Source organism: Sphingobacterium siyangense (assembly GCF_007830445.1).
GTDB classification, from domain to species: domain Bacteria; phylum Bacteroidota; class Bacteroidia; order Sphingobacteriales; family Sphingobacteriaceae; genus Sphingobacterium; species Sphingobacterium siyangense.
The window spans coordinates 60,875-85,027 of record NZ_VLKR01000021.1; the positions used below are offsets into that span (position 1 = coordinate 60,875).

Below are 24,153 nucleotides of genomic sequence, written 5' to 3' on the forward strand. Positions count from 1 at the left end.
TTGTTTCACGCTACGGAATCCTTGTTTCACTGTTCGCGAGTAGGATTAGTTTTAAGGTGAATTCGCTATCATGGCTACTAAAACTAGCGTATTAAAACCGGATAATCTCCTCAATCTGTTCGTTGATAAATTGCAGCGTATCTTCTTTGAATAACTGCCCTTCATCATTCAGTTCGTTCTGAACATTGGGTAGAAAGATCTTAAGGGGAAGCACGTGCATTCTTAAGTAGTGGCATATGCCCGTCAGGTGATCTATGCCGCGGAGGTTGCCATAGCGACCTGAGGATAACCCAACCAATGCAGCTTTCTTGTGATAAAAACTAATCGGAAATGTACAGCAGTCAATGAACAGTTTCAGTGCTCCTGGAATACTTCCATTGTATTCGGGAGCGATGAAAATAAATAGCTCAGCTTTACTGACCATTTCTTGGATGGGTTCAAATGCGGTGCTTCTTTTTCCGTAAAGATCTGTTTCTAAAATGTTTGCTGGTAGATCTTCCAACGAAAAGATGTTACTTTCAATTGACTTACGATCAAGTAATTGCTGGTAGCATTTTGCTATTTTTAACGTCTTACTATTGGGACGGTTTGTTCCGGATATTATTAAAATCATTGTGTTGTTGATACTTATAAAAAGCGCATTTTCAAAGTGGATACATATCTTGATTTTTTGTATCTTAGCATCCTGAGGATATGTGCTTTCGATCAATCAAAAGTACGAAATATGCTGAATTAGTTTTGTTAATTTGAATCGCAGATTAAAATTTGGGCAAATTGATCTTCAGAGACGTGAAATGTAGTATAAAATGACATTTTAATTAAGAAAGGTTTTCATTCAAGATGGGAAAAGTAATTGCAATCGCAAATCAAAAGGGTGGGGTCGGAAAAACCACAACGTCAATTAATTTGGCGGCTAGTTTGGCGGTTTTAGAATATAAAACATTGTTGGTCGATGCAGATCCCCAAGCAAACTCTACTTCTGGGATTGGCTTTGACCCTCGTACAATCAGCGCAAGTGTATACGAATGTTTGGTAAATGATTTGGATCCTCGTGAGGCGATTCAATCAACAGAAACACCAAATTTGGATCTTTTACCCGCTCATATTGATTTGGTTGGGGCAGAAATTGAGATGATCAATATGCACGAAAGGGAGTACAAGATGAAAAAGATCTTGGATCAGGTGAAACAGGATTATGATTTTATTATCATCGATTGTTCGCCTTCCTTAGGCTTAATTACAATCAATGCACTATCTGCTTCAGACTCAGTCATCATTCCGGTACAGTGCGAATACTTTGCCCTAGAAGGACTTGGTAAGTTGTTGAACACAATTAAAATCGTTCAAAACCGTTTAAATACAAGTTTGGAGATCGAAGGAATTTTGTTGACCATGTATGATGTTCGTTTAAGATTGTCAAATCAGGTGGTCGAGGAAGTAAAAACACATTTCACAGATTTAGTTTTTGATACGATTATTCAGCGAAATACCCGTTTGAGCGAAGCTCCAAGCTTTGGAATTTCTGTTATCATGCATGATGCGTCCTGCAAAGGGGCAATTAATTATTTGAATTTGGCACGCGAGATTTTACAGAAAAACGGGCATCTTAATGAAATGAATAAAACAGTAACCGCATAATATGGCAGCACATCAGCGTAAAACAGGACTGGGAAGAGGTTTAGGTGCGCTATTAAACGATAGTGTAGAAGTTCCTGCTAAAAGTAATCAGCAAGTGGAAGAGGCTCCTCTAGTTACATCAACTGCTGTAAAAACAACAAAAGAGAATGGCAGTATCAGCCATGTTCGTGTAGAAGAAATATCTGTCAACCCTTTTCAGCCGCGTACGGAATTTGATCCGGTTGCTTTACAGGAGTTATCGGAATCAATTATTTTACAAGGATTAATTCAGCCGATTACCGTACGTAAAATTTCGGACGGTAATTATCAGTTGATCTCCGGGGAGCGACGTCTCCGCGCTTCTCGCTTGGCCGGTATTACCGAAATCCCAGCGTATATCCGTACCGCCAACGACCAGCAGATGCTGGAAATGGCCCTGATTGAGAATATTCAGCGGGAGAACCTAAATGCGATTGAAGTAGCCTTGAGCTTTCAGCGCATGATTGAGGAATGTAATCTAAAACAGGAAGAATTGGGGGAGCGAGTCAGTAAAAACCGTTCTACTGTTACAAATTATCTCCGTTTATTAAAACTCCCACCTGTCATTCAAGCGGCAATACGTGATGGAGCATTGACCATGGGACATGCTCGTGCCTTGATTAATATTCCTGAGGTTGATAAACAGCTTTATATCTTTAAGTTGATTATTGATCAAGGTTTATCCGTTCGTAAGGCGGAGGAGTTGGTTCGTGAGTTACAAAAAGGCGGTAAGAAAAAAGCCGGGAAAGATAAAGCTCCGATGTCTTTTCAATTGCAGAAGATTGAAGATGATCTGGCTTCGAAATTTTCTTCTCGTGTCAAATTGAATCTGAAGAGTACAAAAGGAAAAGGAGCAATTGAGATTCCTTTTGAATCGGAAGATGATTTAAGTCGCATTCTTGAATTGTTAGATTGGTAATATGGCCAAGTTAATAAGCTTGATATTTGCGGTGTTTGCACTGTCGGTGGTACATGGACAGACTGTGGATACAATTCCTAAGAAACAAATAACACCCGTCAAAATAGATAGCATAAAGCAAAAATCGGTACAGGATACCGTAAAGAAGGAATCTCGGAAGGAACGTAAAAAACGGGAGAAGGAGGAGGCTAAGGCGAAAGAGAAGGTTGTATTCAAGGATTCGACACGCTTGGCTATTGAAGCAAAAAATAAACAGGCTTGGAAACGTTCTTTGGTCCTTCCAGGCTGGGGACAATATACCAACGGTGGCGTTTGGTGGATAAAAGTGCCTGCAATCTATGGTGGCTTAATAACAACCGTACTTGTTTTTGATTTTAATAACCGTTATTATAAGGAATTACTGGGGGTGTTACAGGACAAAGCTCTTGGTAAGCCTATTGATCCTTATTACATCGGAATCTCAGACCAATCTATCATCCGAGCAAAAGATAATGCGCGGCGAAATCGAGACCTCATGGTGCTACTTACGTTAGGTGTTTATGGCCTGAATGTCGCAGAGGCTTATATTGACTCGATGCTTAAATATCGCTGGAGCATTGGCGACGATAAACCCAAAAAGACTGCTTTCTTAATTGGACCTACTTTAATGGATGCGAGTCTCGCGTCGGGAACTTATTCATTTAAACCTACTGTAGGACTTAAATTAACCATGAAATTCAATTAACTTCCGTATTCCTAAGGTGGATATTTCGATTGGAAATGATTGTTGATCAGGGTTTATCTAATTTGTCTTTTAGTGAATATTGCATATACACTGCTCGTTCAGATTGATGTTTGTGGTTTTTAAACATGGGTATTTCATTGGAATTTTTTAATTTTAAAAATAAACTATACTTTTTTTTCTAAATATATGAACATCATTCTCTTGGGATATGGCAAAATGGGGCAGATTATCGAAAGATACGCACTGAAAAGAGGCCATCAAATTTTTTTAGTTGTCGATGAACATAATCGTCCTAACCTGACTGCTGATGATATCAAAGGGGCTGATGTCGCAATAGACTTTAGTGTACCTTTCGCGGCACTGGATAATATGAATCTTTGCCTTGAGGCAGGTGTACCTATTGTCGTCGGAACAACCGGTTGGTATGATCAACTGGAGGAAGTTAAGGCGAAGTGTTTGGAGGCTGATGGTTCCATTTTGTATGGATCTAACTTTTCCATCGGAGTGAATGTATTCTTCCATATCAATAGAATGTTGGCGAAGGCCTTACAGCCGTACAAACAATATGATGTCCAGGTAGAGGAGATACATCACATTCACAAACTGGATGCACCTAGTGGTACAGCAATTACGATTGCTGAGGGGATATTGGATAATAGCGATGTGAAAACCAACTGGGTGAATACGGTTATTGGTGATCAGGATGAAATTATTCCAAAACCACAGGAGCTTTTAATTGAAAGTCATCGTATCGAAGAGGTTCCGGGAACACATACGGTACTTTATAGTTCTGAGGTTGACCAAATAGAGTTTAAGCATACCGCACATAGCCGCGATGGATTTGCCTTAGGAGCTGTAGTTGCTGCTGAATGGTTGAATGGCAAAAAAGGTTTCTATCAGGTTACTGAAATTTTTGATTTTAATAAATAGTATTAATAAGTAGATTATGGGCTTAATTATATTTGCGGTTTTAACAGCAATATCGGGATATGGACTGTGGCAATTGTTTGTTAAAGCTGGCAGAAATGGCTGGGAAGCAATCGTACCTTTTTATAGCCAGTATATTCAGGCGAAATTGACAGGAAGACCTACATGGTGGGTAGTTTTATTGCTCGTACCGATTGTCAATGTCTTTGTTTTCTATAATCTTTACCTTGATTTTATCCATTGCTTTGGAAAACGCCGTTTTTGGGAGAATGCTGCTGCAGTTTTAGTACCTTTTATTGTTCTGCCAATGTGGGCAAAGGACAATAACGTACGTTTTTTGAATGGCTTATATGCTAAGAATTTAAAGGCTGCAAGCCAAGAAGGTCTTGAATTGACTGAAGAGAAGCGTGCCGAAATTGCACTCGAATCTTATAAAGAATATAAAATTAAATATCCGTACAAGAAATCGATGGTACGCGAATGGGCAGATGCCATTGTATTTGCAACCGTAGCGGCATCGCTTATTCGTGGCTTCCTGATTGAAGCTTATATGATTCCAACAGGATCTATGGAGCGTACCTTGTTGATCGGGGATTTCTTATTTGTGAGCAAGTTAAATTATGGTCCCCGTGTTCCTAATACGCCGATTGCCTTTCCTTTTGCGCATCATACGATGCCCATCACTGGCGGAAAAGCATATTCTGAATTGATTGAGCTTCCTTATAAACGTTTGCCAGGATTTCAAAAAATTGAACGTAATGATGTCGTTGTTTTCAATTTTCCTGCGGGTGACACTGTCGCGCTTGAAAACCAAAATTCAAGTTATTATGATCTTGTTCGAGTTTATGGTTGGCAGACTATCAATTCTCAGTTTACAATTCAGGCAAGACCTATCGATAAGAGGGAGAACTATATTAAACGCTGTGTTGGATTGCCTGGCGATAAGATTTTCATGAAAGATGCTAAACTCTTTGTGAACGATCAACCAGGATTTGATCCTCCAGAAAGCCAATTGGACTATCTTGTATTAACGGATGGTACCCCATTAAATATGGATAGATTACGGGAGTTGAGAATAGAAGCGGTCGGTGGCGATCAGCAGCCTGGCGTTTATCAGTTGTTCATGACAAAAGATGAACTAGCCATTGTAAAATCTTGGTCGAATGTCAAAGAAATCAGAAGGAATCCTGTTGGAGAAGGAGCTTATCCGTATGATCCACAATACAAATGGAATTTTGACAATTTTGGACCGATTTTAATCCCGAAGAAAGGATGGACAGTGGCATTAAATGCACAGACTCTGCCCATTTATGAAAGAGCTATCCGTGTTTACGAGAATAACAAGTTAGAAAAACGTTCGGATGGGATCTATATCAATGATGTGAAAGCAGACCATTATACGTTTAAAATGGATTACTTTTGGATGATGGGTGATAATCGCCATAATTCCCTGGATTCAAGGGGCTGGGGATTTGTTCCCGAAGATCATGTTGTCGGAAAGGCTTTATTTACTTGGATGAGCTGGGATGACATTGGTACAGGACTTTCGAAAATTCGCTGGAACCGTATCTTTAAAGGAATTCATTAATAATTGCAAGTTCAGCAATAGTTTTGCTATTTTGAGGGTAATAAAAAGGGCTTTCGTTTAAGAAAGCCCTTTTCTATTTATGCATTTTTGTGCAATTCGGTAGATCACAAGAAGCTCATTTATAAAGTTAGCGCTCTTCGCCGAACATGCTATTACTTCAAACAAGCCAGATAACGTTTGATTGTTTCTTCTAATCCTAGGTATAGTGCATCAGAGATGAGGGCATGGCCAATACTTACTTCCAGGAGTTCAGGGATATGTTGGTTGAAATATTGCAAATTGTTGAGATCTAAGTCATGGCCCGCATTTAGACCTAAACCGACTTCACGTGCTTTTAATGCAGCTTTGAAATACGGTTTTATAGCGAGTTCCTTGTCAAAGCCATATTCCGTGGCAAAACCTTCTGTGTAAAGTTCAATGCGATCTGTTCCTGTTTCTGCCGCAGCCTCTACCATTTCTTCAACCGGATCAACAAAAATAGAAACACGTATACCTGCATCTTTGAACAATTTGCACATATCTTGTAGGTAGGCTTTGTTCTTAATGGTATCCCAGCCATGATTCGAGGTCAATTGTCCTTCGGTATCTGGCACTAAGGTTACTTGTGCTGGTTTATTGGCCAATACAAGGTCAATAAATTTCTGTTCCTGGCAATTTCCTTCAATATTGAGTTCGGTCTGGATTGCTGCTTTTAAGTCAAAGACATCCTGATAGCGAATATGTCTTTCATCAGGTCTCGGGTGGACAGTGATACCCTGTGCTCCAAAACGTTCACAGGCTAATGCTGCAGATACTAGATTAGGATTATTGCCACCTCTGGAATTTCTGAGCGTTGCGATTTTATTGATATTTACTGAAAGTCTAGTCATTTTCCTGTATGTTATGTTGTAAAAATACAAATAATATCTATTTTTTTTTAACTTGCATATATGGATGGAATCGACTATAGCCTGTTTAGCGGCTTTCGCCTATTGGACGTTATTGATATCATATTGGTAGCGATTATTATCTACTATATCTATAGTTTGATTAGAGGGACCATTGCTGTTAATATCCTGATTGGTGTAGCACTGTTTTATGGTGTTTATATAGTCGTTAAGCAGATGCACATGCGTTTACTGACCGAGATATTCGGCGGTTTTATATCTGTAGGGTCCATTGCATTGATTGTCGTGTTCCAACAGGAAATCAGGCGGTTCTTACTGCACGTTGGGAAGAACATATCCATGAAACGGAAAAAAGTTTTTTGGTCATTTATCGGGAATAAGAAAGCTATACAAAAGGATTTGACGGAAGACTTAAAACCGGTTATTGAAGCCTGTAGAAGCATGTCGCGTACACGGACAGGTGCTTTATTGGTTTTTTCAAAATATTTTGATGAGGAGTATTATCAGAGTAGTGGTGAGTATATCGATGCCCATATTTCGAAGCGCCTGATTGAAAGTATCTTTCATAAAAATAGTCCTTTGCATGATGGAGCAGTCGTTATTGTTGATTTTAAGATTATGACAGCATCTTGTGTGCTACCATTGTCGGATAGTGAGGATTTGCCGCTGCAATTCGGACTACGCCATCGCGCTGCTATTGGGGTGACGGAAATCTCGGATGCGATTGCTGTTATTGTCTCTGAAGAGACCGGTGAGATCTCTTTTGCGAAAGACGGAAATGTCAATATGAACGTTTCACCAGAAGAACTTGAGCAATTGCTAAAAGACGAGCTATAAAACTAAAAGCCGATTTATAAAAAAGGCTTTAAATGCAATGCCCCCAAAAAGTGAGATACTTTCTGGGGGCATTTTTTAGCTATAAATACCTATTTCTTTGCAGCGTTGATAACTTGTGTGTTCAATTTGATGTATTCACTATTTTTATCTGCTGTGGCAACTTCAAGACCTTTCGTTGCAGTTTCTATTGCACCTTTTTTATCTCCAGCTTTTAATTGAGCTTTTGCTTTCCAATAAAGGACGTGGGCAGCTTTAGGTTGAGCTTTGGCGGCTTCGTCATACCAGTTTAGCGCTTTATTTAGATCTAAGTTATTACTGAAGTAATATTGGGCTGCGGCAAAATAAGGTTTTTTCTCGCCCTTCATAGCTTCGTCGATGGAAGCTAATATTTTAGCCTGTTGATTGACTTTGAGATCAACCTTTACTGACGTTTTTTCCCAAGCCAAACTCAATACAGCACCTGTAGGCGTAACATTGTCGAAAGAAATGCTGAAAGTTTCTACTGGATTTGCTAGCGTATGAGGTTTCACATTGAAGCGCAAAGCATCTTCACTTTGTTTATAGGTATAGGCGCCCCATTGTTTTGTGTTTTTACTGATGATGATCGTCCATTCCGATTTGTTGGGGATTGTGAAAAGAGCATAGGTTCCGGCGGAAAGCTTGTGTCCATTCAGCTCAACATCCCCTTCAAAAGTTAATGTGGTATTTGTATTTGCACCTGTGCGCCATACTTCGTTGTAAGGAACAAGATCACCAAAAATCTTACGACCGTTCACGCTAGGTCTGCTGTAATTAAGGGTTACGTTTTCAATACCTAAACCTTGTGTAACTGTCTGTGAGCTACTTGCTGCAGGTAGCTTTAGCTGAGCAAAAGATTCGTTGACCGTAAACATCATTGTTGCGGCAATGGCAATTGCAAAAAGATTCTTTTTCATCTGTATCATTGTTTGTTTGTTGTATGCTTAATCCTGTGGTTCAATATGCTCTTGATATGCATTTGATCATAACTTCTATTTCTCCTGTTGAAAAACAGAAAATCTGATTATAGCATGGCTGTAATATTTAATGGCTCTTACAGCATCTATCTCCTAAAAATAGGAAGAATTTTAAGAAAAAAGGGCATCTATTTTTTAGATGCCCTTTTTTCCTAAAATATAAGATGGATTTACATTAATTCGTTTTGCCAACTTTATGGCCTACTATAGAGAAAAACATAATGTATAGATAGCCCGGAATCATTGCATATAGGAATGCATGTTGAAAATCAATATGTAAATGATCTTTTAACAATCCGTAGATCAAAGGCCATATAGCACCACCTGCAATACCCATAATCATGATGGCTGACCCTGTTTTCGTGAACTTTCCGAGGCCTTTAATTCCTAGCGGGAAGATCGCTGGCCACATGAGGGAGTTAGCGATTCCTAACAAGGCAACGAATATAAATGAAGTTGTACCAGTCGTAAAAACAGAAATAATGGTGAATGTGATGCCAATGATTGTGCAAATGCGTAAGGCCATTTGTTGTGATACAAATCTTGGAATAGAAATAATACCAATAATATAACCGATCAACATACAAGCGAGTGTAAATGCTGTTGCATAGGTTGTAAAGAAAGGATCAACTTTCAGTTCGCGTGCATAGACGCCAATGATATCTCCCGCCATAACTTCGACGGCCACACAGAAGAAGATTGCCAAAGCTCCCAAGAACAAATGTGGATATTGAAATATCGATGTTTTCTTTGCTGCCACAGTTCCGCTTTCTGCGCTGGTTTCTTCTTCTGCATCCACATCGACCTCAGGCAGGTGTGTGAACTTTAAGAATATTGCGAAGGCAACGAATATAATTGCTAGCGAGATGTATGGAGTATGTACGCGTTGAAGAAGATCATCTAAGATCGCATTCTTTTGGACAAGATCCGTTGTTGCTTCCAATTTTGCTGTTACCTTTTGAGCATCTTTTAAAAAGAGTGTTCCGAAAAGGATAGGTACAATGATACCAGCCGATTTATTGAAAAATCCAGCTATTGAAATACGTTGTGCAGCGCTATCAATGGGACCAATAATACTTAAGTAAGGGTTAACGGCTGTTTGTAATAATGCCATTCCTGAACCTTGGATGAAAATTCCTGTTAAAAATAGGCCGTAGCTTCTATTATCTGCCGCAGGAATAAAGATCAAAGATCCTAAACCTAATATAATAAGACTGACAACTAAACCATTTTGGAAACCAATTTTTTTAATGATGACTGAGCTTGGAAGTGCTAGGAAAAAATAAGCAATATAGGAAGCAAAGGTTACGAAGAAAGCTTGCAAATCTGTTTCGAGGTTACAAGCAATTTTTAAGAATGGAATTAAGGTTCCGTTTGCCCAGGTAATAAAACCGAGGATAAAAAATAAACCACAGCAGATGGCCATAGGGCGGAAAGCTGTTTTACCAACGTTAGGATTAGTGGTCATGTTTTGTTTTATTATATTTAGTTAAGTTATCGTTCGAGGATTGGTAAATCAGCAGGAATAAGGAATGAACAAACGATTGCGCTTCATAATTACTGATTTTTAAAGTATCCATCCTACAAGACTACTTAAATTTCTTGAATATTGGAAATAAATAAAGGCATATTTTTGGGGGATTTTGATAATTAATTGACAAAAAAAAGAAGGATAAATTGTGAAATTTATCCTTCTTTGCTTATAAATATTGTCGAATTGTAATTGGAACGTGGTGATAAATCGAGTTAGCAAGAGCCGTATAGTTATCGTTATTTTGGAACGATAGCTACTGTAAGTCTTGAGATACAATTTAATTTGTTGAAGCGATCGTACATTTTTATTTCCCAAATATGTGTGGATCGACCAATGTGTATTGGGCTACATTTTGCTGTTATTACGCCGCTACTTACCGGGCGTATATGATTGGCATTTACTTCAAGTCCAACTCCGCGGTATTTTTCTGGATCAACCACGAGGTTAGATGCGATACTTCCCAAAGACTCCGCCAGAACGACAGAAGCGCCGCCATGTAAAATACCATGTGGTTGCTTGACTTTATCTGTTACCGGCATGGTCGCCGTGATGGAGTTGTCATCAATTTCTGTCGCTTGAATCTCGAGCAGACCCGATAGGTATTTGTTGAAAAATACGTTTATTTCCTCAATGCTGTAATGCTGAAACCAAATTTTTGACATCGTCTGAGTTTAAATAACGTTCTTGAATAATGATGCGATGATGATTAAGGTGACCAGCAATGACATACAAGAGTGCTTTTACACTTGTTAGCCGTTCAGATGCCATCCCTTTACGTTCCAATTCAACCTCATTAAAACTGTTGAAAAGCATCATGTTCGCTTTGCGAAGAAAAGTAAATTCCTTACTCAGACTTTCTAAAGTGCGATCGTTGTAACGGGAATACTGAATGAAGTAGTCTTGGTCGTATCCAGCGAGCTCTTTAAGGTCATTACGTGAAAAACGCAATGCCCGATAAGCCATGATACGCTCATTATCGATGACGTGGCCAACAACTTCCTTGATTGTCCACTTATCTTCGGCGTATTTAAAATTACCTCTTTCCTCTGGTATCGTGTCCAGAAATGCTGGAAAGGAGAGCGTTTGTTCTTCTAGTGCATCGAACACATTATCGACGACAGTCTCAATATAAGGCGCGTAGACCGCTGGATATTCGTCAGATTTGAGTGGCTTCATATTTTAAGTTGCTTTTTAAGATTATTCGAAATGTTGTTCCTTTACCTACTTCAGATTCTTTTACAAAAATTTGCCCCTGGTGGTACCGCACCATTCTTTTTGTCAGACTAAGGCCAAGCCCCCAACCTCTTTTCCGTGTTGTGAACCCCGGCTGGAAAACAGATTCAAAATTAGATCTCGGAATTCCTTTGCCCGTATCACTAATGTCTATAAAAATTTCTTCTTTCGCAATATTTTCTGAAATATTAACAGTTATCTTTCCTTCTGTGCCAATGGCATTTACTCCGTTTTTCAATAAATTTTCGATAATCCAATCAAAGAGTGGAATATTAAGCTGTGCTTCAAGATGTGTGTCTCCTTTTAATTCGAAAGCAATTTTATTACTGGTTCGTATGCGAAAATAATCCATGTAATTTTTGATGACATCATACAGGTTATGGTTAGTCAGTACGGGAGTAGATCCTATTTTTGAAAAGCGGTCGGCGACGATTTCAAGTCGCTTAATGTCATTTTCCATTTCATTTAGGGTGTCATCTTCTTCGGCATCAAATTTTATGCGAATCAATTCTAACCAACCCATCAACGATGAAATAGGGGTACCCAATTGATGTGCGGCTTCTTTTGTTAGCCCTACCCAAACGAGATTTTGTTCAGATTTCCGGATAGAATTGAAAACGGTATAAGCAATAATGAGAAAGAGGGCAATCAGCGATAGTTGTACATAAGGAAACACCCTTAACTGTTGCAAAAACCATGAATCTTTATAATACACATGCCATTTTTGTCCATTTTCCAATTCCAACGTAATAGGCGGATGGCTTTTCTTCATAAACGCAAGCTGTTTTTGAAAATAAACGGGATCATAATCGAGATGTTTTGTAACACTGTCGTTGTGTCCGGGTTTAATATTTGTCTTTGTGGAATCGAGGTTACGCCAGAAAATGATGTCTTCCTTGTCGTCAGTAATAATTGCGGGTAAATTTAGACTGTCTCTTACGGCGTAAATAAATGTAATGAATTCATCATCAACATCGGGCATGGTCATTATATTTTTGGTACTCATAGCCCATACCTCAGCCTTCGAACGTTCGGCATGTGCAAGATTTCGAACGAGGTAATTGGTATAAACCAGGGAGGCGACAGCAATGACTGCTGCAAAGATAAGCAAGATAAATTTCCAGCGTTGCTGGCTAATCTGATAGGGTTTCATGATTCCGTATTCGTGTCCTTCATTTGCAAATTACTGAATAAATGTCTGTTTTCTGCACTTTTATTTCATTGATGAGGTTATCGTGCCGCCCAAATCAAAAATTTTGTGGTAATTTTGCGCCATGAGTTCAGAAAGAAAAGTAAGAGTGCGTTTTGCACCAAGCCCGACAGGTGGTCTTCACCTTGGTGGGGTACGTACAGCTTTGTTTAATTTTCTCTATGCGCGTCAGCATCAGGGAGATTTTATTTTACGTGTCGAGGATACGGACCAAACTCGTTTTGTCCCAGGTGCTGAGGAATATATCAACGAATGCTTAGCATGGTGTGGTTTGACTCCAGATGAAAGCCCATTAAAAGGAGGCGAGTACGGACCTTACCGTCAAAGTGAGCGAAAACCATCTTACCGGAAATATGCTGAACAGCTGATTGAGAATGGTTATGCTTACTATGCTTTTGACACAGCAGAGGAGCTGGATGAGCAGCGTAAGTTACAGCCTAATTTTCGATATAGTCACGAGAACAGACTTCAATTACGTAATTCATTGAGTTTGTCTGCCGCTGAAACTCAACAATTATTGGATGCGGGCACACCGCACACCATCCGTATAAAGATTCCAACTGATGAAACGGTATCGTTCACTGATATGATCCGTGGAAAGGTTGCTTTTGATACAAATCTTGTCGATGATAAGGTATTGCTTAAGGCAGATGGCATGCCGACTTATCACCTCGCTGTTGTTGTAGATGATAAGGCCATGGAAATATCGCATGTATTCCGTGGTGAAGAGTGGTTGCCTTCGGCACCTATCCACATCTTATTGTGGGAATACCTTGGTTGGGGGGATAGTATGCCAGGCTGGGCGCACCTTCCATTGATCCTTAAACCAGATGGAAACGGTAAACTAAGCAAGCGTGACGGTGATCGTTTGGGTTTCCCTGTTTATGCTATGAACTGGACCGATGCTAAATCTGGCGATACAACAAAAGGATTCCGTGAGATGGGCTTCTTACCCGAGGCTTTTGTCAATATGCTCGGCGTGTTAGGTTGGAATGATGGCACCGAACAGGAGCTTTTCTCCTTAGATGAATTGATTCAGAAATTTGGTGTTGACCGTATCAGTAAAGCCGGTGCGAAATTTGATTTTGAAAAAGCAAAATGGTTCAACCATGAATGGATTAAACGCACGTCGACAGAATCCTTGTTGCCAAAGATCAAAACAGTATTGGAAGATCATCAAGTAGATGCCGATGAAGCTTACGTGAGCAGGGTATTGGATGCTGTGAAAGAGCGTTTAACTTTTGTTGAGGACTTTTGGAGTCAGGCGTCTTTCTTCTTTTTGCAACCTGCGGAATATGATTTGAATGCTGTGAAGCCTAAGTGGACTGCTGAAAAAACAGCATTTTTTGAGGGTATAAACCAGTCATTCGAAGGATTTGATACGTGGAAAGCTGCTGAATTGGAGCCTTTCTTCAAAGATGCGATTCAGGCATCGGGAATGAAAATGGGTGAGCTGATGATGCCATTCCGGATTATGTTGGTAGGCGGTAAATTTGGACCAGATGTCTTTCAGATTGTTGAATTGCTCGGTAAAAACGAGGTCATAGCACGTGTGAAAAAAGCTCTTAAAGAATTTGATGCTTAAATAGATTAAGTACGAGATACCAAAAAGGGGGTGTCTGCATTGATTTGCAAACAGCCCCTTTTTTTGAAAGAACCAGTTTAATTGATGCGTATTGTTTTTATGAAGGCATCAATGAGCTCGTGATACTTGGTTTATTAGGCCGAAAGAATCTTCGGTTCGCTTTCATTGCTGTTACTGCTTGCGAAAGCATGAAAGTTGTATATAGGAGATTTAGCTGCCTCATTTACAAGTATGGGATTCTTAGGCGCATGAAAAGTGTTTTGGCTGGGCCGAATAAAAATATTAGCCCTGTGACCAGCATTCCCAGGATTCCCAGATAAGTAAATATCTCCATGTTACTGATTAGTGATGCTTGCTGACTTAGGGTTCCCGAAATACTTTTGCTTGCAATACGACCTGCTATTTGATCTCCATATATTCCGGTATATTTGTCCATTAATGTATTCCAATAGTTTATTGTCAGTGGGTTGCTTGTATTCAGTGTCTGTTCGAGTTGAATATAATGCTTTTGATTTAGTGTATAGCTGGCATTTTGAATAAGTGCAAATCCGACATTCGTACTCCAAAACCGAACGGTTGTGCCCATGAGGCCTGCATTGCCAGCATGATGGGATTCTACACCTGTCAAAATATAAATAACCAGTGGTGTAAAAAGCCATCCTTGTCCGATTCCTTGAATAAACAAAGGAAGCCCGATTGCCCAGATTGTGGTATCAGGGTAAAATATAGGTACAAATAAAAAACATGAAGTCGCCAATATCAAAAAGCCAAAACCAAAGATATATTTAGGAGATACATCGCGGAGGAGTAAGAATCCTGAACTGCCAACACCCAGTATTGTACCAAGGACATTGATGTACTGTACATCAACAATATAATGCCAGGGCCACTTCCATACGGTAGCCATCACTGTGTATACATTATTGAGACAGCTGCGAATAATATAAAAGAGAAAAAATAGGATAACACCAAAGATCACATTTTTGTATCTGAGGATCTCAAAATGAAACAGCGGTCTTTTGACAATCCGCTGTTTAATGATGAAAAGTGCTCCGAAAATAAGGAAAAGTGCGAAGTTGATGGTGATCTTGGAGCATTCAAACCAATAGTATTTGCGACCATAAATTAAAACGTAGGCCCCGCAGCTCAATGATATCAATAAAAATAGACAGCTGGCCAGATCCAGTTGATAGAGTGGAAACTTTTTACCCAAGCGATTATTGTTGAGTAACAGCAAGGCTATTGCAATCACTATCAAATGCCAATAGAGTACGACATGGATCATATCTTGCCATCCATAGTCCATTATGCTTTCTTTGAGTAAGGATGTCGTTAAAGTTGATCCTGTAAGCATAAAGGTATATAGGAAAAAATAGGCGATCGTTCGGCTTTTGGTATGCTTAATCTGCATCATAAGCAGTGGAAGAAAGCATGCACCTTCCAACACACAGAAAATACCTTCGATCACGCGGAGAATACCAATAAGGAAAGGGTCTCTTGTAAGTGAAATACCGAGTAGAATAAGGATGGAGAGGCTACAGGTCAAGAGTATGTATGTCCTTACCCTAAAAAACGAAAACAGCCGTTGAAATATGAGTAAGGTAACGACAATGGCACCATACATCAAGGATAGAAAATACTGAATATCCTCAGCTTCAATATCCAGTGCCGAAGCGGTAAATGCCGTATTGGAATGGAAGAGCGACATTAGCATGAGATGTGGGAACATCGCTACGATCATTAGCGGGAGTTTTATCCATTCGGGTACCCAGCTGTAGTATAAAGATTTGTTCGTACTCATGGGCGATTAGGATTGATGGGCGGCATGGACAACGACATTCATACCTGCACGTAATTTCTTGAGATCCTGATTTGGATCAAATACAATTTTAATGGGAATCCGTTGCTCAATCTTTACGAAATTTCCGGTTGCATTGTCTTGTGGTATCAGGGCAAATTTGGAACCTGATGCCGGAGAAAATGAGTGGATTCTTCCTTTAAAACTGAGTTTGGGAAAAGCGTCGACCTGTATAGTAACGATAGTGCCTTCTGCAAGATTTTCGAGTTGAGTTTCCCTAAAGTTAGCGTTGATCCATTTCTCTTCACTAATGACATTGGCAAGTGTCTGACCTTCCTTTACATATTGTCCTGCTTGGATGGTTCGTTTTCCAACAAAGCCATCATAAGGTGCTGTAACTACGGTATACGAAAGAAAAAGCTGTGCATTTGTTTTTGCGGCCTTTTTAATATTGATATTGGCTCTTGCCGGTAGTTCGCTTGTTTTTTCTTTGTTGGTGTTTAGTTGAGCTGAATTATATTCTTCGATTATAGTGTGCAGTTGTGCCAATGCTATATCATATGCTGCTTTGGCATTATCGTACTGTTGTTGGGTCGCAGCCTCTGCTTCAAATAAATTCTTGAATCGCTTGTAATCCTGTTCGGTCTGCCATACACTTACTTTTGCCGCTTCTAATCTTGCCTTTTGAACAGAAATGCTATTGGCTGTTGCATTGGCTGTTTTGCTGATTACCTCAGCATTGCTCTGGCTACTTTGGAGCTCGGCATTCGCCATATCAACCTTTGTTTGATACTCACTGGCATCTATAATTAATAAGGTATCGCCCCGATGTACATATTGGTTTTCCTCAAATCGTACCTCCTTGATAAAACCAGAAACCCTACTGGCAATAGGTGTCAAGTATTGATCAATTTGTGCGTCATTTGTTGTTACATATTGATTGGTAAAAATAAGGTGTCTGACTAAGACGCCGATACCGGTCAATAATAATAGGCTGGCAAATATGACGAGCATTTTATTAAATCCTTTTGTTTTGTCTTTTTTATCTTCTTTATTCATTGTTATTTTGATTGCGTAATTTTAATAGTCTGCTTTATGTGTTTATAGTGTGTCAACACAGGCGAACTGTGTACTTTTAGCATCATCTAAATTTACAGTTGAGCCTTTTTATTTGATCCGATGTTGTAGGAGACTTTTAAAAATTTAATTAAAGTCCGTTGTGCCAGTATTCAGTTCCGCTTATGATGTACTCGGAGTAGCAATTTTTCTGTTTTTGTATGTTACTTAATCAGGGTTACCCGGAATACGAGCAAACTTCCTCTGAGAGCATGAGCATATGGCTGTACAAAGATACTGTGGAATAGAAACGTTTTGTTTTGTATAGTCGGACGGATATATGTTCATTTGCGCCATGTTGTAGGAAAAGTGTAATTTTAAGTTATGGAAGAGGAAAAACTTGTAGCTATTGATGCTGACCAATATGATTTTTATGTAGACCATATGTATGTCGATCGTATCGATTCTCGTGAGTACAAACATAAAAAGGCGCGGCTGCTCTATGCTGACGGTGGTATTATTCATGTGTTTACAACAACAAAGCACTGGTATTTGCCAGCAAGGTTTTATATGTGGATTCCGGCAAATACAACTTATCATCTGGAAAGTACAAGCTCTCGTATTCCGCTATATAGTTTTTATTTCAAGGAGAAGCAGCATATGCCGTCCGTACTTTCAACGCCAAATATATTTCTAAGCAATGATCTGGTGCGTGAAATGTTTTTATTTGCTCAGGATTGGAGCGGAGGGATCAGCAAAACGGCTGATTATTCAAAGTACTGTCTCTTGCGTGCGATGATGGCGATTATTCCGGATACGAGTTCACCAATAGATGCTTTTCCGATGCAGCATCCTTATCCTAAAAGTGAAAAACTCAGGAGCGTAGCGAGATATCTAAATAGCAATATTGATCAAGCATTTACCATTGAACAGGTTGCTGTGCGCTTTGGTATGAGCAGCCGCTCGTTGTCACGGTTGTTTAAAGAAGATATGGGGATTAGTTATATCCGTTTTTTAAGAGCCATACGAATTGCGAAAGCCCTGGAACTGATGTCTGAGAATAGCTATTCCATTCTAGAAATAGCCATGCGTGTAGGGTACAATGAGCTGTCTTCTTTTAGCAATATTTTTACGCGTGTAACGGGTATCCGTCCATCGATATATATGGCGAAGATTAATGAATATAAACAGTAATGTTTTTATTTAGGCCAAAAGTTCCTGCAAATCTTCCTGTGATAGTGACTTGATGAAGCTTTCTTCTGTCGTGATCAGGCTTTGTGCAATCGACTTCTTTTTATTCTGTAAAGCTAATATCTTTTCTTCGACGGTATCTTTACTGATAAATTTATAGATAAACACGTTGCGCGTTTGACCGATGCGGTGTGAACGGTCTACAGCCTGTTGTTCCACAGCTGGATTCCACCACGGATCCAGAATAAAAACATAGTCAGCTTCAATCAGATTGAGTCCCACCCCACCTGCTTTTATCGATATAAGGAATAACTTGGTATCGTTGTTTTTACGAAATTGGCTGACGGCTTCATCCCGATTCTTTGTGCCGCCATCCAGGTAGGCATAATTTGTTCCTTTATGATCGAAATACTGACGGAAAATATTGAGCTGTTTTACGAATTGGGAGAAAATCAGCACTTTGTTGCCTCTTCGCATGACCATCTCAAGCGTTTCAATGACAGCTTCAAACTTGCCGGAATCACCCGAGAATTTCTCATCCACCATTCTGGGATGATTGGCTAATTGTCGGAGCTTTGTCAGGCCTTGCAACAACGCAATTTGCGTAGATTTAGGCTTGCTGTCCAATTGTCCGTCAAGAATTGCATTGCGATATTCAGATTTGACTTTTTCGTACAACTCGGATTGTTTTTCAGTCATTTCACAATAAAGGATCTGTTCAGTTTTTGGCGGTAATTCTGTTGCCACCTGATCTTTTGTACGTCTTAATATAAATGGTTTGACAATCGCTTGAAGACGCTGTGCTTTTTCTTCATCTTTTTTCTTTTCTATGGGCTGTACAAATTCCTTTTGAAAATAAGTATAGCTGCCTAGTAGTCCTGGATTGGTGAAGTGCATCTGTGCCCAAAGATCCGAAACGGAATTTTCTACAGGAGTTCCACTCAAAGCCAATTTGTTTTTGCTTTTTAGGCTTTTGATGGCTTTAAACGATTTGGAAGTTGGGTTTTTGATATTCTGGCTCTCATCGAGGATAATGTAATTAAAATAAAAGCTACTCAAGGTTTCTTCGTCAATACGGGCAATTCCGTAGGTGGTAATTACCAAATCATATTTGTCGAAAAGAGTAGCATCTTTGATGCGATTGTTTCCGGTATGAAGGTGGATATTAAGCTGTGGGGCAAATTGCTGCGCTTCTTTCTGCCAGTTGTATACCAATGATGTTGGCAACACCAAAAGTGAGGTACGGATATCCTGTTCGTCTTGGAGTTGTTCTTTCTGCTGTTGCAATAGGGCTAAAGTCTGTATGGTTTTACCCAAACCCATATCATCTGCAAGACAGCCGCCAAATTTATACTGCTTCAAAAAATTAAACCAATTGTATCCTGCTTTTTGGTATGGGCGAAGATTTCCCTTGAAATGTTTTGGTTCGGGAATATCAGCAATCTCTTCAAAGTTGGCTAAATTCTGTAGTTTTCGTGTAAATACCAGCTGTGTATGCTCACTAATTTCAAAGAGTAGACCAATATGTACCTTATTTAGTTTGAGCTCATGCCGATCTGCAGAAAACTGGAAGAGATGATTGTATTTTGCAAACCATTCATCCGGAATCATGGCAATTTCTCCATTCGGTAAGGTAAATTCCTTAATGTTATTAAGAATATGATTGCGCAGCTGGATAAATGGGATCTCATAGGGACCAAATTTTGCGATAGCGCTGATATCAAACCAATCATTGTCTTCATCAATGGAGATATCTAAGGAGGTGTGCCCTATGAAGAAGCGTTTTTCTTCACTATTTTGTATAATGTGGAATCCTAGAGTCTCAAGTTGTTCTTGATGGTTGTTCATCCAGTCAAATACTGAAAGCCGTTTTCCATTATGGGTAGTTGGCGTTAATAAACCGAGTTGGAGGTCGACATCCTGTAGCCCCAATTTTTTTAAGCTTTCATGTTGTTGTTCTTCCCATTGCAAAGATCGTTTTACACGGTGGAATATATATTGATCATCTTTCTCATTATATTCCATACGAACAGTAACTTTATTCTCGGCTCCTGCGGTAAAGGTGTGCGGCCCGTACTTGAATTGCAGTTGTAATTGCGATGCCCCGTCTTCAATATAAATCAAATGGAGGAGTGGAATTGCTTGGTGTTGGTGGGTTTGAATTTCAAATCCTTCGGCATAGACATGATAGCGTTCAATCAGCCCACATACAAAGGTTTCGAAATATTTTTTTTCGGTACTTCTACCGACAGAAATGTAACGTTTATTTAGGAAAGGGCTGAGTTTCTTGCCCTCAAGTGCCTGATCGAAATAATATAGGGTATTGTTTAGAAGTAACCATGCTTGTACATTGGTCAAGACAATGGCATTTTTGAACATAAACTCCAGACGCTGATTTTCGTATTTGATTGTCGGGAAATAACGTGTTTCTTCTTCGTTTCGTCGAAAATGAAATAGAATCGATGCCGCGGAGGTTGCCAATTTAATTTCTTGATCTGCTGGATAACCATCTTTGCTCATCATGAAAAGCGGTTTGTCTCCAACAGCTTCAAAAAATTGGATCATTTTTTCATCAATTTTAGGACGAAGAAGCTCATGTAGCTTTTTATCGAAAACTTTGGAAAAGAAATCGACAGGTCTAATTGCTTTTTTGTAGTATTTTTTAATGAGGTGAGTTTGTTCGATTTCATCGAGCAATCGAATTAGTTTGTAATCTAATTCATCCAATTCAGCGGCGTAAGCATCTACAGTATTGCTAAATATACGTTGATAGCGTAGTGAGTAAGTCCCATTGGGATTGAGTTTGACCATGTGTGGCTCAATAAGATAGCCAAGATAGGGGTGCTCACATATAGAATAAACGATTTTATATACTGGAAATGACTTTGACTGTTGCATTAAAAATAGCGGACCTTATAAATAAAGGTTTCTAATATACAATAAAATATACCATTAATCGCAATTTGCGCGTTGAAATTTTAAAAATCGATTCTAAGGGATAGCTAGTTAAGATCTCGTACTAACCTTCATTATGAGGTTGTGCACAGGTGTCGTTAAATATCAAGGGGCGTAGGCCCTATTTCACGGCTTGATTTGCTTGGACTGAAAATTTGGGTTGCAATTAGCCTTGATCGCTATAGGAGTAAAAATCTAATAGTTCCCTTCAAAGACAAACTGTGCCGGCCCTTTTAAGAACACCTCTGAGAAATGGGAGCCTTTCTTATGGAAGGAGATATATAGCTGTCCTCCTAATACTCGGATAGGAATATTGATATCACCTTCTAAATTTTGCTGCAAGGCGACAGCCATGGCCGCGGCAGTTGCTCCAGTGCCGCAGGCATAGGTTTCATCTTCAACACCGCGCTCAAATGTACGGAGGAAATAACCATCTCCTTCAGCTTCAATGAAATTTACATTGATGCCTTCTTTTCCATAAGTAGCGTTATTGCGAATTGCGTAGCCATCTTGGAAGACATTCTTATCCTGCAGATTTTTTACGAACTCAACATAATGTGGAGAACCGGTTTGTAACAGATAAGCTTCTCCATCACGGGTAAAATCCGTTACATCGATCATCTGGAGATTGACAAGATCTGCTGATAAAGAGGCCTGGTGTATGCCGTCTACTGCCAAAAAGACAGTTTTGTCAGTAATAATGCCTAAGTCGCGTGCAAAAGCGACGATACAACGCCCCCCATTACCACACATGCTGCCTTCTCTACCGTCGGCATTATAATAAATCATCTCAAAATCGTAATTTTCTTTGGTTTGTAAGAGCATTAAACCATCGGCACCAATGCCAAACCGGCGGTTACAGAGCTTTTCTACCAATGCTTCATCTGCGCGGTCAAATGCTTTGTTGCGATTGTCTACTAAAATGAAGTCATTGCCTGCTCCCTGATATTTTGAAAATCTTACTTTTGATGCCATTACGTTGATTTGTAGTAACAAAAGTACGTTTTTTTGTTACAAAAAAACGGAGAAAAGTTAAGATTTGTTAAAATGGTTGCATTTGTCTAGTAATTAACATTTTTTAACGTGTCGGATTTTCCGAAGGCTTCGAAATGGTATTACATTTGAACATATCCGAATAAAATCGGTAATTTTAAGAGCAAAAGTTATCAGCTTATATTAAGACATTTTAAAATAAAAATAAGTTTATGAATAAGGTCGGTTTAACGCTATTAACAGCTGTTTTCGGTGGAGCGGTAGCATTAGGAGGTTACAAGCTTATTGAGAATAAGAAGTTTGATGGTATGTCTTTCGAAGACAAACAAAAGGTTTATTTCGCAAACAATCCAACTGGGGTGATGTCCTCAACAGGTAACCCTGATTTTACCCAAGCTGCAGCGGCGGTATCACCTGGGGTTGTACATATTAAAACAACATATAGTCGTAAGGGGTCGCAGCAATCGCAAGGTTCTCCGTTCGATATGTTTGAAGAGTTTTTTGGGATGCCACAGGGTGGTGGACGTCGTCAAATGCAATCGCAACCTATACAGGCATCCGGATCAGGTGTAATTATCTCTGATGATGGTTATATTGTAACCAACAACCACGTCGTTGAAGATGCAGATAAAATAGAAGTCGTATTAACAGACAAACGTACGTTTGAAGCCAAATTGATCGGACGTGATCCGAACACAGATTTAGCCTTGTTGAAAGTATCAGGTAAGGGACTTCCTGTTGTCAAATTGGGTAACTCAGATAATGTCAATGTCGGTGAATGGGTACTGGCTTTCGGATACCCACTTGGACTTCAATCTACAGTGACCGCAGGTATCATTAGTGCTAAAGGTCGTCAGATTGGTATTTTGAATGAAGGTCAACAACAACGTGGTAATCCATTTGGTGGTGGACAGGATCAAATCCCTGTAAGTTCAGCGATCGAATCCTTTATTCAAACAGATGCGGTTATCAACAAAGGGAACAGTGGCGGAGCCTTGACTAACGCTTCAGGAGAATTGATTGGTATTAACTCTGCCATAGCCTCTCCAACAGGAACATATGCGGGTTATGGTTTTGCGATTCCAGTTAATTTAGTGAAAAAGATTGTTGATGACTTTGTCGAATACGGTAATGTAAAACGTGGTTATATAGGTGTTACTTATACTGAAATAACACCTGAATTGGCCAAGGAAAAAGGTTTTACAGATGTGGATGGTTTATATGTTCAAGATGTAGTTGGTGGCGGTGCTGCAGAGGCTGCCGGTATCAAAAAAGGAGATATCTTGACAAAAATCAATGGAAAAGTGATTACAGGTTCACCGGTCTTAAGTGAAACTATAGGCCGTGCGCGTCCTGGAGATAAGGTGAACGTTACCTATAAACGTGATGGTAAAGAGAAACAAGTAACCATGACATTGAAAGGCGAAGAATCCTTAAAGACTGCAAGCACTGGCGGAAAAGCTTCGAAAAGTGCAACGGAGATCTATAATAAATTAGGAGCAAGCTTTATTCCTGCTTCAGCTCAGAAGAAAAAGGAATTGGGCGTAAATTCCGGAGTTGTTGTAACTCAGGTGAACCGTGGTGGTATCTTTGATTATTTCGGTGTAGAGCGTGGACTGGTCATTACAGAGGTGAATGGAAAAGCGGTCAATACAGTAGATGATGTTGAAACAGCGCTTGGTGCAACGCAACGCAATATTGTACGATTGAAAGGAGTATCTCCGCAAGGTGGTGCTGTTCAATTGAGCTTCCCTGTAGAATATTAAGCATTGAATTAAGAATTGGTTGATTAATATAGTTTAGGTGGTTCTAACCGTAAGGTTAGGCCACCTTTTTTATGCTTTGTGTTATTGATCGTATTTTTTATGACGATATCATTCAGCTCGTTACATTTGGTTTAATGAAAAGTGTTTAGTCTCATTGGCTTCATTGAATTGGGGTATTGGACAGCAAAGTTCTCCAGTCTGTTTTCATTGCTGGCGGTGGATCCGGAATCAGAAGGACTTTATGGGAAAGCTAGGACACTTGGTAAGAAGTAAGTCAATTTTAAGCCGGTTGTTTCCTT

The 24,153-nt window shown here is 39.5% G+C and carries 20 protein-coding genes; 9 read left to right on the top strand and 11 right to left on the bottom strand.

Going from position 1 to position 24,153, the window contains the following annotated elements:
- Positions 1–91: 91 nt before the first annotated feature.
- Positions 92–613, bottom strand: coding sequence for an NADPH-dependent FMN reductase (locus IQ31_RS17930; RefSeq protein ID WP_112375441.1), 522 nt, complete (start codon positions 611–613; stop codon positions 92–94).
- A gap of 227 nt (positions 614–840) precedes the next feature.
- On the opposite strand from IQ31_RS17930, the gene IQ31_RS17935 reads away from it, so the two are divergent.
- The 5 genes from IQ31_RS17935 to lepB all read left to right on the top strand — a co-directional run bounded on the left by IQ31_RS17935 (position 841) and on the right by lepB (position 5,814).
- Positions 841–1,638, top strand: coding sequence for a ParA family protein (locus IQ31_RS17935; protein ID WP_070561294.1), 798 nt, complete (start codon positions 841–843; stop codon positions 1,636–1,638).
- A 1-nt stretch (position 1,639) separates the two neighbouring features.
- Positions 1,640–2,575, top strand: coding sequence for a ParB/RepB/Spo0J family partition protein (locus IQ31_RS17940; RefSeq protein ID WP_075994480.1), 936 nt, complete (start codon positions 1,640–1,642; stop codon positions 2,573–2,575).
- Between the two features lies 1 nt (position 2,576).
- Entirely contained in the window at positions 2,577–3,299 is a 723-nt protein-coding gene (locus IQ31_RS17945; protein WP_088163206.1) for a DUF5683 domain-containing protein, read from the top strand.
- A 186-nt stretch (positions 3,300–3,485) separates the two neighbouring features.
- Complete coding sequence (dapB, locus tag IQ31_RS17950; RefSeq protein ID WP_075994478.1) at positions 3,486–4,229, top strand: 4-hydroxy-tetrahydrodipicolinate reductase; 744 nt, start codon at positions 3,486–3,488, stop codon at positions 4,227–4,229.
- A gap of 16 nt (positions 4,230–4,245) precedes the next feature.
- On the top strand, positions 4,246–5,814 hold the full coding sequence (gene lepB / locus IQ31_RS17955) for a signal peptidase I (protein WP_088163205.1): 1,569 nt from the start codon (positions 4,246–4,248) through the stop codon (positions 5,812–5,814).
- A gap of 152 nt (positions 5,815–5,966) precedes the next feature.
- Here the strand turns inward: lepB and IQ31_RS17960 are convergent, their stop codons facing one another.
- A complete protein-coding gene (locus IQ31_RS17960; protein ID WP_075994476.1) occupies positions 5,967–6,683 on the bottom strand; it encodes a pyridoxine 5'-phosphate synthase in 717 nt (238 codons plus the stop codon).
- Positions 6,684–6,743: 60 nt separating this feature from the next.
- Here IQ31_RS17960 and cdaA point away from each other — a divergent pair, with 60 nt between their 5' ends.
- Complete coding sequence (cdaA, locus tag IQ31_RS17965) at positions 6,744–7,538, top strand: diadenylate cyclase CdaA (RefSeq protein WP_046672648.1); 795 nt, start codon at positions 6,744–6,746, stop codon at positions 7,536–7,538.
- A gap of 89 nt (positions 7,539–7,627) precedes the next feature.
- On the opposite strand, the gene IQ31_RS17970 is transcribed toward cdaA, so the two are convergent.
- The 5 genes from IQ31_RS17970 to IQ31_RS17990 all read right to left on the bottom strand — a co-directional run bounded on the left by IQ31_RS17970 (position 7,628) and on the right by IQ31_RS17990 (position 12,453).
- Positions 7,628–8,473, bottom strand: a complete 846-nt coding sequence (locus tag IQ31_RS17970) for a DUF2911 domain-containing protein (RefSeq protein ID WP_088163797.1) — start codon at positions 8,471–8,473, stop codon at positions 7,628–7,630.
- Positions 8,474–8,708: 235 nt separating this feature from the next.
- The gene (gluP, locus tag IQ31_RS17975) at positions 8,709–10,001 is read right to left on the bottom strand and encodes a glucose/galactose MFS transporter (RefSeq protein ID WP_075994474.1); all 1,293 of its coding nucleotides are present in this window, start codon (positions 9,999–10,001) and stop codon (positions 8,709–8,711) included.
- Between the two features lie 302 nt (positions 10,002–10,303).
- Complete coding sequence (locus tag IQ31_RS17980) at positions 10,304–10,729, bottom strand: hotdog fold thioesterase (protein ID WP_046673622.1); 426 nt, start codon at positions 10,727–10,729, stop codon at positions 10,304–10,306.
- Entirely contained in the window at positions 10,695–11,243 is a 549-nt protein-coding gene (locus tag IQ31_RS17985) for a DinB family protein (RefSeq protein ID WP_088163202.1), read from the bottom strand. Before IQ31_RS17985 ends, IQ31_RS17980 begins: the two co-directional genes overlap by 35 nt.
- The gene (locus IQ31_RS17990) at positions 11,224–12,453 is read right to left on the bottom strand and encodes a sensor histidine kinase (RefSeq protein WP_075994471.1); all 1,230 of its coding nucleotides are present in this window, start codon (positions 12,451–12,453) and stop codon (positions 11,224–11,226) included. Before IQ31_RS17990 ends, IQ31_RS17985 begins: the two co-directional genes overlap by 20 nt.
- Before the next feature lie 121 nt (positions 12,454–12,574).
- Between IQ31_RS17990 and gltX the strand changes: the two genes are divergently transcribed.
- Positions 12,575–14,095 carry a glutamate--tRNA ligase gene (gene gltX / locus IQ31_RS17995; RefSeq protein WP_145329013.1) on the top strand — a complete coding sequence of 507 codons (1,521 nt, stop codon included), beginning with the start codon at positions 12,575–12,577 and terminating at the stop codon, positions 14,093–14,095.
- 223 nt (positions 14,096–14,318) lie between these two features.
- On the opposite strand, the gene IQ31_RS18000 is transcribed toward gltX, so the two are convergent.
- Both IQ31_RS18000 and IQ31_RS18005 read right to left on the bottom strand, forming a co-directional pair.
- Entirely contained in the window at positions 14,319–15,896 is a 1,578-nt protein-coding gene (locus tag IQ31_RS18000) for an MFS transporter (RefSeq protein WP_145329015.1), read from the bottom strand.
- 6 nt (positions 15,897–15,902) lie between these two features.
- Positions 15,903–16,952 carry an HlyD family secretion protein gene (locus IQ31_RS18005; protein ID WP_088163199.1) on the bottom strand — a complete coding sequence of 350 codons (1,050 nt, stop codon included), beginning with the start codon at positions 16,950–16,952 and terminating at the stop codon, positions 15,903–15,905.
- 381 nt (positions 16,953–17,333) lie between these two features.
- On the opposite strand from IQ31_RS18005, the gene IQ31_RS18010 reads away from it, so the two are divergent.
- Entirely contained in the window at positions 17,334–18,143 is an 810-nt protein-coding gene (locus IQ31_RS18010; protein WP_075994467.1) for an AraC family transcriptional regulator, read from the top strand.
- Between the two features lie 9 nt (positions 18,144–18,152).
- Here the strand turns inward: IQ31_RS18010 and IQ31_RS18015 are convergent, their stop codons facing one another.
- Together IQ31_RS18015 and dapF are read right to left on the bottom strand one after the other, a co-directional pair.
- On the bottom strand, positions 18,153–21,038 hold the full coding sequence (locus IQ31_RS18015) for a DEAD/DEAH box helicase (protein ID WP_145329017.1): 2,886 nt from the start codon (positions 21,036–21,038) through the stop codon (positions 18,153–18,155).
- A 252-nt stretch (positions 21,039–21,290) separates the two neighbouring features.
- Positions 21,291–22,070 carry a diaminopimelate epimerase gene (dapF, locus tag IQ31_RS18020; RefSeq protein ID WP_088163197.1) on the bottom strand — a complete coding sequence of 260 codons (780 nt, stop codon included), beginning with the start codon at positions 22,068–22,070 and terminating at the stop codon, positions 21,291–21,293.
- Positions 22,071–22,300: 230 nt separating this feature from the next.
- Between dapF and IQ31_RS18025 the strand changes: the two genes are divergently transcribed.
- Positions 22,301–23,854 (top strand): Do family serine endopeptidase, encoded by a 1,554-nt coding sequence (locus tag IQ31_RS18025; protein ID WP_088163195.1) that lies wholly within the window; start codon positions 22,301–22,303, stop codon positions 23,852–23,854.
- Positions 23,855–24,153 lie beyond the last annotated feature (299 nt).

Excerpts from the sequence above, each read along its gene's own strand:
- cdaA (WP_046672648.1), top strand. The coding sequence starts at position 6,744 with ATGGATGGAATCGACTATAGCCTGTTTAGCGGCTTTCGCCTATTGGAC.
- dapB (WP_075994478.1), top strand. The coding sequence starts at position 3,486 with ATGAACATCATTCTCTTGGGATATGGCAAAATGGGGCAGATTATCGAA.
- IQ31_RS18000 (WP_145329015.1), bottom strand. The coding sequence starts at position 15,896 with ATGAGTACGAACAAATCTTTATACTACAGCTGGGTACCCGAATGGATA.
- IQ31_RS17945 (WP_088163206.1), top strand. The coding sequence starts at position 2,577 with ATGGCCAAGTTAATAAGCTTGATATTTGCGGTGTTTGCACTGTCGGTG.
- IQ31_RS17930 (WP_112375441.1), bottom strand. The coding sequence starts at position 613 with ATGATTTTAATAATATCCGGAACAAACCGTCCCAATAGTAAGACGTTA.
- IQ31_RS18025 (WP_088163195.1), top strand. The coding sequence starts at position 22,301 with ATGAATAAGGTCGGTTTAACGCTATTAACAGCTGTTTTCGGTGGAGCG.
- gltX (WP_145329013.1), top strand. The coding sequence starts at position 12,575 with ATGAGTTCAGAAAGAAAAGTAAGAGTGCGTTTTGCACCAAGCCCGACA.
- IQ31_RS17960 (WP_075994476.1), bottom strand. The coding sequence starts at position 6,683 with ATGACTAGACTTTCAGTAAATATCAATAAAATCGCAACGCTCAGAAAT.
- IQ31_RS17940 (WP_075994480.1), top strand. The coding sequence starts at position 1,640 with ATGGCAGCACATCAGCGTAAAACAGGACTGGGAAGAGGTTTAGGTGCG.
- IQ31_RS17935 (WP_070561294.1), top strand. The coding sequence starts at position 841 with ATGGGAAAAGTAATTGCAATCGCAAATCAAAAGGGTGGGGTCGGAAAA.
- IQ31_RS17985 (WP_088163202.1), bottom strand. The coding sequence starts at position 11,243 with ATGAAGCCACTCAAATCTGACGAATATCCAGCGGTCTACGCGCCTTAT.
- IQ31_RS18015 (WP_145329017.1), bottom strand. The coding sequence starts at position 21,038 with ATGCAACAGTCAAAGTCATTTCCAGTATATAAAATCGTTTATTCTATA.
- lepB (WP_088163205.1), top strand. The coding sequence starts at position 4,246 with ATGGGCTTAATTATATTTGCGGTTTTAACAGCAATATCGGGATATGGA.
- IQ31_RS17980 (WP_046673622.1), bottom strand. The coding sequence starts at position 10,729 with ATGTCAAAAATTTGGTTTCAGCATTACAGCATTGAGGAAATAAACGTA.
- IQ31_RS17990 (WP_075994471.1), bottom strand. The coding sequence starts at position 12,453 with ATGAAACCCTATCAGATTAGCCAGCAACGCTGGAAATTTATCTTGCTT.
- IQ31_RS18005 (WP_088163199.1), bottom strand. The coding sequence starts at position 16,952 with ATGAATAAAGAAGATAAAAAAGACAAAACAAAAGGATTTAATAAAATG.
- dapF (WP_088163197.1), bottom strand. The coding sequence starts at position 22,070 with ATGGCATCAAAAGTAAGATTTTCAAAATATCAGGGAGCAGGCAATGAC.
- IQ31_RS17970 (WP_088163797.1), bottom strand. The coding sequence starts at position 8,473 with ATGAAAAAGAATCTTTTTGCAATTGCCATTGCCGCAACAATGATGTTT.
- IQ31_RS18010 (WP_075994467.1), top strand. The coding sequence starts at position 17,334 with ATGGAAGAGGAAAAACTTGTAGCTATTGATGCTGACCAATATGATTTT.
- gluP (WP_075994474.1), bottom strand. The coding sequence starts at position 10,001 with ATGACCACTAATCCTAACGTTGGTAAAACAGCTTTCCGCCCTATGGCC.